The 11642-nt window shown below is 70.4% G+C and carries 8 protein-coding genes, 2 tRNA genes and 1 pseudogene; 3 read left to right on the plus strand and 8 right to left on the minus strand.

Annotated elements, in window-relative coordinates; genetic code table 11:
* Window positions 1–9 precede the first annotated feature (9 nt).
* Both H7965_RS21650 and ilvD read right to left on the minus strand, forming a co-directional pair.
* Window positions 10–1968: an alpha/beta hydrolase domain-containing protein gene (locus H7965_RS21650; protein ID WP_186772669.1), complete on the minus strand. Its 1959-nt coding sequence runs from the start codon at window positions 1966–1968 to the stop codon at window positions 10–12.
* Window positions 1969–2059: 91 nt separating this feature from the next.
* Complete coding sequence (gene ilvD / locus H7965_RS21655) at window positions 2060–3778, minus strand: dihydroxy-acid dehydratase (protein WP_186772670.1); 1719 nt, start codon at window positions 3776–3778, stop codon at window positions 2060–2062.
* A 213-nt stretch (window positions 3779–3991) separates the two neighbouring features.
* Here ilvD and H7965_RS21660 point away from each other — a divergent pair, with 213 nt between their 5' ends.
* Entirely contained in the window at window positions 3992–4975 is a 984-nt protein-coding gene (locus H7965_RS21660) for a Bug family tripartite tricarboxylate transporter substrate binding protein (RefSeq protein ID WP_186772671.1), read from the plus strand.
* Between the two features lie 27 nt (window positions 4976–5002).
* On the opposite strand, the gene H7965_RS21665 is transcribed toward H7965_RS21660, so the two are convergent.
* The 4 genes from H7965_RS21665 to H7965_RS21680 all read right to left on the minus strand — a co-directional run bounded on the left by H7965_RS21665 (window position 5003) and on the right by H7965_RS21680 (window position 10498).
* Window positions 5003–7702 carry a valine--tRNA ligase gene (locus H7965_RS21665; protein WP_186772672.1) on the minus strand — a complete coding sequence of 900 codons (2700 nt, stop codon included), beginning with the start codon at window positions 7700–7702 and terminating at the stop codon, window positions 5003–5005.
* A gap of 87 nt (window positions 7703–7789) precedes the next feature.
* Complete coding sequence (locus H7965_RS21670) at window positions 7790–8287, minus strand: DUF2497 domain-containing protein (protein WP_186772673.1); 498 nt, start codon at window positions 8285–8287, stop codon at window positions 7790–7792.
* 59 nt (window positions 8288–8346) lie between these two features.
* Window positions 8347–9741: a TolC family outer membrane protein gene (locus H7965_RS21675; protein ID WP_186772674.1), complete on the minus strand. Its 1395-nt coding sequence runs from the start codon at window positions 9739–9741 to the stop codon at window positions 8347–8349.
* A gap of 100 nt (window positions 9742–9841) precedes the next feature.
* Window positions 9842–10498 (minus strand): protein-L-isoaspartate O-methyltransferase family protein, encoded by a 657-nt coding sequence (locus H7965_RS21680; RefSeq protein ID WP_186772675.1) that lies wholly within the window; start codon window positions 10496–10498, stop codon window positions 9842–9844.
* A gap of 158 nt (window positions 10499–10656) precedes the next feature.
* Between H7965_RS21680 and H7965_RS21685 the strand changes: the two genes are divergently transcribed.
* Both H7965_RS21685 and H7965_RS21690 read left to right on the plus strand, forming a co-directional pair.
* A tRNA-Cys gene (locus H7965_RS21685) sits at window positions 10657–10730 on the plus strand.
* Window positions 10731–10815: 85 nt separating this feature from the next.
* Window positions 10816–10890 (plus strand) — tRNA-Asn (locus H7965_RS21690).
* Window positions 10891–11004: 114 nt separating this feature from the next.
* On the opposite strand, the gene H7965_RS32035 is transcribed toward H7965_RS21690, so the two are convergent.
* Together H7965_RS32035 and H7965_RS21700 are read right to left on the minus strand one after the other, a co-directional pair.
* Window positions 11005–11289: a tyrosine-type recombinase/integrase gene (locus H7965_RS32035; protein ID WP_186772676.1), complete on the minus strand. Its 285-nt coding sequence runs from the start codon at window positions 11287–11289 to the stop codon at window positions 11005–11007.
* A pseudogene (locus tag H7965_RS21700) lies at window positions 11244–11414 on the minus strand (IS630 family transposase); the annotation flags it as partial. The gene H7965_RS32035 and the pseudogene H7965_RS21700, both read right to left, overlap by 46 nt.
* Window positions 11415–11642: the final 228 nt, after the last annotated feature.

Here is an 11642-nt window from a genome sequence, read left to right on the forward strand (position 1 = left end):
GGCGCCGCTTTAATGCAGGCTCTCGGCCTGTGCCACGAAGCTGGTGACATCCTCCGCCAGCAGCAGCCGTTTCGCCACCAGCGCCTCCGCCGCGGCACGCACCGCCGCCACATAAGCGGCCGGTGTCGCGTAGCGCTCGGCCAGGCTCGGGCGCGGATCGCCGCTCGCCTGCCGCGTCGCCGCATCCGGCGCGAAAACCAGGAAGCTGCCCTCGCGGTCGCAAAGCTCGCCCTGCAGCCCCTCGGCGGCATAGAGGTTCCAGCCGGTGTAGGTGCCGCGCGGCACGGCGATGTCGGGCAGCCGCACCCCGCCGAGTTCATTGCCGTCCGCATCCACCGCCGGCACCAGCGGCCGCCAGGCCTCTTCCGGGCCGCGGATCCCGGCGACCCAATCCGCCACCGGGGCGATCGGCGTGACGAAGCGTGGAAGGAGTATCCCGGGCACTGCGGGGAAACTGGCGATCGCCGCCTCCCCCGGTACCAGCGTGCCGTCGGCCAGACGGGGCACGCGGCTTTCGGGCGGTGCGACGCCGCGCTCCACCCACTCCTCCATCGCCGCCTGCAGGGCCCGCAGCAGCGGGCTGGCGGAATGTGGGTTGTTGGGATGGAAAGCGTTGCCCCGCTCGGTGGTGGCGCCGCTGCGGCCGCCGTGCTTGGTCCCGGCCACCAGATACTGCCGCGCATTCTGCGGCGCCGGCAGGTCACGGGTGCCATCCGGGTTGGTGTGGATCAGCGAAGCGCCCTTCTGCCAGTACTCGGTGGAGGTGTTCACCTCCATCAGCAGCGGGTCGGTGGTGGCGTCCCGCAGCAGCCCGTCGCTGCGGCCGGAGATCGGGTCGGTCGCCGGCGCGGCGGCCATCGGGAACCAGACCTCCGGGAAGGCGAAATCCTCGTGCCAGGTGGCGGTGCGGTCGGGCTGGCCGAAGCGTTCGTTGATGAATACCCGCCCGGCGCCGGCGATGTGGGAGAGCACGCCGTCGAACACCCGCCGCCCCGCGGTATCGGCGTTCATCCCAAGGTCGATGTGGTGGCGCAGGTATCGTCCGGCCTGGCTGATGCCGATGGCGAAGGCGTGGCGCGGCAGCATCCCGGCCAGCGGGCTGGGCCGCCCCGCGGCATCCGCTTCGGCGTGGCGCAGGAAGCTGACCAGGTCGCGCGTCGCCGCGAAGCCGATGCCGAGGGGCCGGGCACCGCCCGCCGGATAGGTGAACTCATAGATGCTGCCGGCCTCGAAGCGCGTGCCCTCCGGCAGCAGGCGGATGGCGCGCGGCCCGGCGTATTCCCAGGCCCCGACCGGTTGCGGCGCGGCACCGCGGGTGCGCCGCACTGTCAGCCGCGCCCTGGCCGGATCAGTGTCGGCCACGGGGTAGCTCAGCGGCGCGGCCGGCCGGTCGGCCGGGTTGATGCGGGTGCCGAAGACGAATTCATCCCGGACCATGCCGGTGACCCCGGGCAGCATCGGGATCTCGATCCGCAGCCCGTCATTGGCACGCGGCGCCTCCGGGTCCCAGCCGGACCAGACAATGGCGGTGCCGCTGCGCAGCGGGATGGCATTGCCGGCCGCGGCGGCACCGCGCATGGCGTTCTGCTCCGCCGGCGAGGCACGATGGCCCTCATACACCGCTGCGAAGACCATCTTCCGGCCGCGGTTGGTGACGTCGTACAGCAGCCGGCCATTGGCCCGCGCCGGATCGGCGGGGCGGAGGATCACCACCTCGGTCGCATACTCCACCCGCCCGGCGGCATTGCGTGGCGCCAGGGCGAGGTCGGCGATGATGGCGTTGCGGGGGTTGGCCGGGTCCAGCTCACCCCGGGCGATGCCGGCGATGCGCAGATAAGGGCCGGCGCCGAAATCCTGGCCCTCGGCAAAGCTTTCGGTCGAGGTGATCTCGAAGGCCACGGTCTGCGCCGCGACGGGGGCGGCGCTCAGCGTGGCGGCGGGCAGCGCCGTGGTCATCTTGGTCGTCATAGGCGAATCCTCCGCCCAGGACGGTAGGGCAGCGGCAGCGCCAGGGCCAGCAGGGGGCCGCGGCCGGGGCAGGCCCCGGCCGCGCACCCAGCTACTGATCGGCGTAGCTGTGGGTTTCCGCCGCGCCGCCCGGATGGGTGACGGCGCCGCGATGCGCCGGCCCGACGAGCTGGGCATATTTCCATAGCGCGCCGGAGTTGTAGTCGGTCTTGCGTGGCTTCCAGGCGGCGCGGCGCTTCGCCATCTCGGCGTCATCGACCAGCATGTCGATGGTGCCCTTGGCAGCGTCGATGATGATCCTGTCGCCGTTCTGCAGCAGCGCGATAGGCCCGCCGACCGCGGCTTCCGGCCCGACATGGCCGATGCAGAAGCCGCGGGTCGCGCCGGAGAAGCGGCCATCGGTGATCAGCGCCACGCTCTCGCCCATGCCCTGGCCGTAGATCGCCGCGGTGGTGGAGAGCATCTCGCGCATGCCAGGGCCGCCTTTCGGGCCTTCATAGCGGATGACGATGACGTCGCCCGCCTTGTAGGCGCGCTGTTCGACGGCGCGGAAGGCTTCCTCCTCGCTGTCGAAGCAGAGGGCGGAGCCTTCGAAGCGTAGCGTCTTCATGCCGGCAATCTTCACGATGCCGCCGTCCGGCGCCAGGTTGCCCTTCAGCCCGACCACGCCGCCGGTCTTCGAGATCGCCTGGCTGACCGGGTAGATGACATCCTGGTCGAGCGGGAAGACCACATCCTTGTGGTTCTCCGCCAGGGTCTTGCCGGTGACGGTCATGCAGTCGCCATGCAGCAGCCCGGCATCCAGCAGCGCCTTGATGATCACCGGGATGCCGCCGACCTTGTAGACATCGTAGGCGACATACTTGCCGCCCGGCTTGAGGTCGGCGATGTAGGGCGTGCGGCGCATGATCTCCACCACATCATCCATGGTGAAGTCGATGCCCGCCTCATGCGCCATCGCCGGCAGGTGCAGCCCGGCATTGGTCGAGCCGCCGGTGGCGCCGACCACGACCGCGGCATTCTCCAGCGCCTTGCGGGTGACGATGTCGCGCGGGCGCAGGTTCAGCTTCACCAGATTCATCACCGCCTTGCCCGACTCCAGGGCCCAGCGGTCGCGCTCCTCATAGGGTGCCGGGGTGCCGGCGGAACCGGGCAGGGCGAGGCCGATCGCCTCGCTCACGGTGGCCATGGTATTGGCGGTGAACTGGCCGCCGCAGGCGCCAGCGCTCGGGCAGGCGACGCATTCCAGCTCGTGCAGCTCCTCTTCCGACATGTTGCCGGCGGCGTGCTGGCCGACCGCCTCGAACACATCCACGACGGTGACGTCGCGGCCCTTGAACTTCCCGGGCAGGATCGAGCCGCCATACATGAAGACGCTCGGCACGTTCAGCCGCAGCATGGCCATCATCATGCCGGGCAGCGACTTGTCGCAGCCGGCGAGGCCGACCAGCGCGTCATAGCAATGGCCGCGCACCGTCAGTTCCACCGTATCGGCGATGGCGTCGCGGCTGGCCAGGGAGGATTTCATCCCCTGGTGGCCCATGGCAATGCCGTCGGTGACGGTGATGGTGGTGAATTCGCGCGGCGTGCCGTGGGCTTCCTTGACGCCCTTCTTCACGCTCTGCGCCTGGCGGGAGAGGTCGATGTTGCAGGGCGCCGCCTCGTTCCAGCAGGTGGCGACGCCGACGAAGGGCTGGTCGATCTCGGCCTCGGTCAGGCCCATGGCGTAGTAGTAGCTGCGGTGCGGGGCGCGCTCCGCGCCCACGGTCACGTGGCGGCTCGGCAGCTTCGACTTGTCCCACTCGGTCATGCGTTCCTCCGTATCGGGGCTCCGCCCCGAACCCCGCCAGGAGGCGCTGCCTCCTGGATCTCCGCCAAGGGCCGAAGGGCCCTGGGAACCCTTTAGTTTTTTGGTGGCGGGTTGCCAAGGCTGTGGGCCGCAGCCGTTTGCGCTGGCCTCGGTGGCCCGCGGCGCGGCAGATTACCGGCAGCGGCCGCAGAGCCGAGCCAAGGGAGCCCCAGCATGTCCGAGCCCAGCCCAACCCGCCGCCTGCTGCTTGCCGCCAGCCTCGCCCTGCCCAGCCTCGCCCGCGCCCAGGCGGAGGCCGGCGACTGGCCACGGCAGCCGGTGCGCTACATCAACCTCTACGCCGCGGGCGGCGCCAACGACATCCTGTCCCGGGTCTTCTGCCAGGCGATGACCCAGATCACCGGCCAGCAATTCGTGGTGGAGAACCGCACCGGCGCCGGCGGCACGGTGGGCAGCGACGCCATCGCGAAGGCCCGGCCGGATGGCTATACGGTGGGGCTTGGCGGCGTCGCCAACCTCGCTATCGCGCCCTCGCTCTTTCCCACGCTGCCCTACGACCCGATGCGGGATTACAGCTTCATCACCGGGCTCTACCGCCAACCCAATATTCTCTTCATCAACAACGACGTGCCGGCGCGCAGCGTGCCGGAGCTGATCGCGCTGCTGAAGGCCAGTCCGGGCAAGTACAATTACGCGACCGGCGGCGCCGGCACCACGCCGCATCTCTGCGCCGAGATGTTCAAGATGATGACCGGCACCGACATGCCTTTCGTGCAGTACCGCGGCGGCGCCCCGGCGCTGCTCGACCTGATGGCCGGGCAGGTGCATGTCATGGTCGACAACCTCGCCGGCCCGATCGGCGCCATCCGCGACGGCAAGGTGCGCGCCCTGGCGGTGACCAGCCCGGAGCGCAACCGGCTGCTGCCCGATCTGCCGGCCCTGGCGGAATTCCTGCCGGGGTTCGACCTGACCAGCTGGAACGGGATGATCGCCCCGGCCGGCCTGCCGCCGGCCCAGGTCCTGCGGATGGCAAGCCTGGCACATCAGGCGCTGCAACGGCCGGAGCTGATCCGCAGCTTCACCGACAATGGCGCAACACCCTGGCCGGTCGGGCCCGAGGAGTATGCCGCCTACATCCGCACGCAGGAGCCGATCATGCGCCGGCTGGTCAAGCTCAGCGGCGCCTCGGCGGGGTAGCGGCTGGGGCGCGGCCGGGCCGCGGGGCTACCCCGCGATCCGCGCCAGCGCCGCATCCAGCCGGGCGATCTCGGCCTTCGCCGCGACCAGCCGCTCGCGGTTCTCCTCCACCACCTCCTCCTTGGCGCGGGCGACGAAATCGGCGTTGCCGAGCTTCGCCTCGATCTTCTTCGCATCGCCCTCGGCGGCGCCGCGCGCCTTCAGCAGCCGTGCCCGCTCGGCGGCGAAGTCGATGACCCCCGCCAGCGGCAGCATCACCGTCGCCTCGCCCACCACCACCTGGGCGACGCCTTTCGGCGCCTCTCCCTCCAGCGGCGTGACCTCGGTCACCCGGCCAAGCCGGCGGATCGCCTCGATCCAGCGGGCGGCGCGGGCCAGGCTCTCCGGCGCCGCATCCTTCAACAGCAGGGGGGTGGTGACGGAGGGGGCGACATTCACCTCGGCGCGTGCCGCCCGCACCTCGGTGATCAGCGTCACCACCCAGTCCAGCTCGGCGTGCGCCGCCTCGGCATCGGCCACTGGCACCGCCTCTGGCCAGGCGGTGCGGATCAGGCTGTATTCCGGGCCATAGCCGAAGCGGTCCCACAGCTCCTCGGTCACGAAGGGCATCGAGGGGTGCAGCAGCCGCAGGATGGTGCCCAGCACATGCTGCGCCGCGCCCATCACCTCCGCCTTCTCGGGCCCGTCCGGGCCGTTGAACACCGGCTTGGCGAATTCGATGAACCAGTCGCAGAAGCTGCCCCAGACGAAGCGGTAGCAGGCGGCGGCGTAATCGTCGAAGCGATAGGCTTCCAGCGCCGCACTCGCCTCGGCGGTGGCGCGGTTGGCCGCATCCAGCACCCAGCGGGCCAGCGGCGTGGTCGCCGAGGCCGGATCCCAGGTCGGATCCGGGGCGATGCCGTTCATCTCCAGGAAGCGTGCCGCATTCCACAGCTTGGTGCCGAAGCTGCGGAAATCCTCCACCCGCTTCCGCCCGAGCTTCACGTCGCGCCCCGGCCCGGTCAGAGAGCAGATGGTGAAGCGCAGCGCATCGGCGCCATAGGCGTCGATCAGCTCCAGGGGGTCCATGACGTTCCCCTTGGACTTCGACATCTTCTGGCCCTTCTCGTCCCGGACCAAGCCATGGATGTAGACGTGGCGGAACGGCACCTCGCCCTTGAAGTGCAGCCCCATCATCATCATCCGGGCGACCCAGAAGAAGATGATGTCGAAGCCGGTCACCAGCACGTCGCCGGGGTAGTATTTCGCCAGCTCCGGCGTCTGCTCCGGCCAGCCGAGGGTGCTGAAGGGCCAGAGCGCGCTGCTGAACCAGGTGTCCAGCACGTCGGGGTCGCGTTCCAGCGGCACGTCGCGGCCGAAGTGGGCGCGGGCGGCGGCCTGGGCCTCGGCTTCGGTCTTCTCGACGAAGATCATCCCCTCTGGCCCATACCAGGCGGGGATCTGGTGGCCCCACCAGAGCTGGCGGGAGATGCACCAGGGCTGGATGTCGCGCATCCAGGCGAAGAAGGTGTTCTCCCACTGCTTCGGGACGAACTGGGTCTTCCCGGTCTCCACCGCCTCGATCGCCGGCTTCGCCAGGGTGGCGGCATCGGCGTACCACTGCCAGGTCAGCCGCGGCTCGATCGGCACGCCGCCGCGGTCGCCATGCGGCACCTGATGGGTGTGCGGCTCGATCTTCTCGACCAGCTCCAGCTCCTCCAGCCGGGCCACGATCGCCTTGCGCGCCGCGAAGCGGTCCTGGCCGGCGAGGCCACGGAGGAAGTCCGGATCGGCCACGCCCTCCACCGCGCGCAGCTCTCCCTCGATCTCACCCAGGAAGACCCGCCCCTCGGCATCGAGGATGGTCGGCATGGCGACGCCGTGGCGCTTGCCGACCTCGAAGTCATTGAAGTCATGCGCCGGGGTGATCTTCACCGCGCCGGTGCCCTTCTCCGGATCGGAGTATTCATCTGCCACCACCGGGATGGCGCGCCCGACCAGCGGCAGGATCACCCGCTTGCCGACCAGCGTGGCGAAGCGCGCATCTTCCGGATGCACCGCGACAGCGGTGTCGCCCAGCATCGTCTCGGGCCGGGTGGTGGCGACGGTGATATACTCGCCCGGCTGGCCCTCCACCGGGTAGCGCAGGTGCCACAAGTGCCCCTTCACCTCGCGGCTCTCGACCTCAAGGTCCGAGATCGCGGTCTGCAGCTTGGGGTCCCAGTTCACCAGCCGGCGGTCGCGGTAGATCAGCTTCTGCCGGTGCAGGGTGACGAAGACCTCGCGCACCGCGGCGGAAAGCCCCTCATCCATGGTGAAGCGCTCGCGCGGCCAGTCGAGGCTGGCGCCGAGCCGGCGGAGCTGCTGGGTGATGGTGCCACCGCTCTCGGCCTTCCACTGCCAGACCCGATCGAGGAAGGCGGCGCGGCCCAGGCTGCGGCGGTCCTGGTTGCCCTCGGCGGCCAGCAGCCGCTCCACCACCATCTGGGTGGCGATGCCGGCGTGGTCGGTGCCGGGCTGCCACAGCGCATCACGGCCCTGCATCCGCCGCCAGCGGATCAGTGTGTCCTGAACGGTGAAGGTGAGCGCATGTCCCATGTGCAGGCTGCCCGTGACGTTGGGCGGCGGGATCATGATGGTGAAGGGCTGCGCGCTGCTCTCGGGATGGCAGGCGAAGGCGCCAGAACGCTCCCAGCCTTCATAGAGGCGGGTTTCGAAAGCGCCCGGGGTCAGGGTCTTGTCCAGCATGGTGCAGAGGTCCATCGCCGCCCCGTGCCCGTCAAGGGGGATTGATGCGGGTCTGCTCCGCGGCGAGCGAGCGCGCCGCCCTGCCGGTTACCGGTCGCTGAGGGCCCGTCCCACGACGCGCTCGATCTCGGCCCGCACCAGCCGCTCGACCAGCGGCGGCAGGTAGCTGTCCAGCCATTCCTTGAGCAGCGGCCGGACTTCCTCCCGCACCACATCCTCGATGGTTGGGCCGCTCCGGTGGACGGCGCTGCCGCGGCCCTGGGCGACGGCGCGAAGAAGATCGCCGACCGAGGCGGAAGCGGCGGCGGCGGCGGCCGGGGCCAGCAGTGCTCCAACCTCCGGCGTGGGGGTGGCGGAGGCCGGCTGCGGTGCCGGGGGCTGCGGCGCCGGGTCAGGCGGGGCGGCCTGTGCCACCGGTGGCGATGGTGGCGGATCGGCCGGGGAGGGGGGAGGGTCCACCAGCATGTCCTCGGTCAGCGCGAGCGCCTCCGGCTCGGGTGTGCTGGACGGGGCCGCCGGCGGTGGTGCCTGGCCCGGCTCGTCCTCGTTCAGGATGCGGCGGATCGAGGCAAGGATATCCTCCATGCTTGGATCGCCGCCGGGCGGCTGGCCGCCCCCGGGCGGAGGGGAGCCGGTCCCCGACATCAGCGGCGTTCCGCGACGCCGGAGTAGTCCCCGAGGCCGGCCCAGCGGTTGCGCACGGCATTGTAATAGGCCTGGGCGTCATAGACATCGACCGCCAGGCCGAGATCCTGGGCGGTCAGCCGGCCGATGCTCGCCGCCAGGGTGTAGGATTGCGCCACCACCGTCGCCAGCGCCTGGACCAGGCTGGTACGGGCGTTCAGCAGCTCCTGCTCGGCGTTCAGCACGTCTAGGGTGGTGCGGCTGCCGACGATCGCCTCGCGCTGCACGCCATCCAGGGCGATCTCCGCCGCCCGGATCTGCGCCCGCGCCGAGTCGGCCTGCGCCTTGCTGGCCTGCACCTGTTCGAAGGCCTGGGTCGCGGCCTGCGCCGCGGTGCGGCGCTGGTCGTCGACCACGCCGCGGGCCTGCTGCGCGGTCTGCCGCGCCTGCCGCACCAGGGCGTATTCCGCGCCGCCCTGGTAGATCGGGACGGTGAGGCTGGCGATCAGCTGGCTGCCGGTCAGCCTGGTGTGCGGCTGGGCGGGGTTGTCGTTGCGGAAGGCCTGGCCCTGCACGCTGAGCTGCGGCAGCAGCGCCGAGACCTGGATGTCGATGTTGTCGCGTGCCCCGGCCTCATCGAACAGGGCGGCGACGACGGCCGGATTGTTGGTCGCCGCCACCTGCGCCGCGGCGGCGGCCGAGGACACCGGCGAGCGCAACGGCTGCGGCGCCACCAGCCGCTGCGGCGCGGTGCCGATGAAGCGCTGGAAGGTGGCCCGGCTGATCTGCAGCGTGCCTTCGGCATTGGCGCGGTCCGACCGCGCCCCGGCCAGCCGGCTTTCCGCCTGGGCCACGTCGGTGCGGGTGATCTCGCCGACGCGGAAGCGTTCGTTGGTGGCGCGCAGCTGTTCGGTCAGCACCTGCTCGTTGTTGATGCGCAGCCGCAGGATTTCCTGATCGCGGATGACGGCGACATAGGCGTTCACCGAATCCGCCATCACCTGCTGCTCGGTCGCCAGCAGCCGCGCCCGCTGCGCCAGCACCTGGTTTTCCGCCCGGCGGGTGGAGGCGACAGTGCGGCCGCCACGGAACACCGGCTGGGTGATGGTGACGGTCTGCGAGCCGGTGGTGCGGTCGGACTGAGCCGGGCCGGTCAGGGAGGTGATTCCTTTGGCCCGGGTCTGGCTGTCGGTCACGCCAATGCTGCTGGCGATGGACACCGTCGGCCGCCAGCCGGCCAGGGCCTGGGGCACGTTTTCGTCCACCGCGCGCAGGTTGGCCCGCGCCGCGAGCAGCGCGGGGTTGTTGGCATAGGCCTGAGCCAGGGCCTCGGTCAGGGTTTGCGCCTGCGCGGCGGCGCCGAGGGCGGCGGGCGCGAGCAGGGCGGCGAGGGCCAGTGCGGAACGGTGAAGCATCATCGTAACCGTATCCTTGCATCGCGGCCTTGCCGCCGAGTGAATTGGGGTGGGCTGCCGGCAGAATGCAGCCCCCGGCCGCGGGTCCCGGCCGTCACGCTCAGAAAACGAAACTGGGTGCCGGAGCGAAGGCCGGCAAGGCAGCGGTCGCACAATCAAACGCAGGGGTGAGCGTCACCACGCCACCGAGCCGGCGGCCGAGCACCGCCCGCCCCTGGCGCCCGCCGGCATCCTGCACCGCCACCAGCCGCCCGCCCTCGGCGAGCTGGTCGATGATGGCGGCCGGAATTTCCGGCACCTCGCCCTCGATGAGGATGACATCATAGGGCGCGCCGGCAGGATGGCCGCCCGTCGGATCGGTCTGCTCGAGGCGCACCCGGCCGGCCGGCAGGGTGGCGGCCAGCGCCGCCTTCGCCAGCCTTGCGAGCGCCGGATCCGCCTCCAGCGCGATGACCCGAACGCCGATATGGCCGAGCACCGCGGCGCCATAGCCGGTGCCGGCGCAGACCACGAGGCCACGATCGCCCGGCCGCGGCTCGGCCAGCTGGAGCAGCCGGGCGATGACCATCGGCTCCATCAGGCTGCGGCCACCGGGCAGCGGCACATCCTCATCGGCATAGGCACGGCTGCGCAGCGCCGGTGGCAGGAATTCCTCACGCGGCAGCGTCCGCATGGCATCGAGCAGGCGTGGATCGGTCACCCGGTTCGGGCGGAGTTGCCCATCCACCATGCGGCGTCGCGCATCGGTGTAGTCCATGCAGCCAGTACCTCCGTCGTCCCGCGAGTTATACCGGCCGGGCGGGGGTGGCGCCAAGCGCCAGCGTGGTTGCTGCCGCTTGACCTGCCGCCGGTGTGGCCCGATAGAGAGGCGCCCACGGGCTGCACCCATCATGGGCTGGTGGGCGATGCGACGGTGGTCCGGTGGCCGAGTGGTCAGGCAAGGGTCTGCAAAACCCTCTACGGCGGTTCAATTCCGCCCCGGACCTCCAAACTTTGGAAGTCAATTGGTCCCGCCGGCGGGCCGAGGGGCTTCCTTCCACCGCGGTGGCCTGTTATAGGCGCCGCCCTGGCTGATCCGGCGTGGCGCAGCGGTAGCGCAGCGGACTGTTAATCCGTTGGTCGTTGGTTCGAATCCAACCGCCGGAGCCATCATCCCCAAACTTCACCTCCACGGCGTAGCCCGAGGAAAATCACAGTCCTAGCGGCTGGGACGGGTCATCGCGCCCCCGGCGTGGCAGCGCCCGAACCGGAGTCGGTCGAGGGTTAATCGTCGATCTCCGCACGGCTTGTGCCGGTGTTTGTGCCGACATCCCCAGCCCCGTGGCGGCCCATGGCTCGGTGGAGGTGTTCGGTCATGAGGTGCGAGTAGCGCATCGTCATGCTGATCGTCCTGTGACCGAGGATGGCCTGTAGGGCGGCGAGGTCTCCGGTCCGCTGGGCGAACTCGGAGGCGAAGTGGTGCCTGAGGTCGTGGCAGCGGAACGGCACCCCGGCCTGCGGAGGCGGCTGACGCCCGCGCGGCGCGCCACCTCCAGAACCGGCAGCCACTCGGCGGAGAGCAAGATGATGTTGACCCGCTGCACATGCTTTAGCGGGCGGTTCCGGTCACCAAGGATCGCAGCGAGGCGGATACGATCCTCAGATCCAACGATGACGCTGACGGTCTGGGCCATGCCTGGAGAATTCCACCGCAGCGCCCCGCTGTGAATCCTCCGTCTGCGTCAGTGCACTAGGACTGTGATTTTCCTCGGGCTGCGCCGTGGAGGTGAAGTTTGGGGATGATGGCTCCGGCGGTTGGATTCGAACCAACGACCAACGGATTAACAGGAAGAACGGCATGGGAGAGCGGGGCTCCCGCAGCCCAGAATCGGCGCGTCTTCAATGTCTTGCGAGTTCGATCT

This window comes from Siccirubricoccus deserti (assembly GCF_014283215.1).
Classification (GTDB): domain Bacteria; phylum Pseudomonadota; class Alphaproteobacteria; order Acetobacterales; family Acetobacteraceae; genus Siccirubricoccus; species Siccirubricoccus deserti.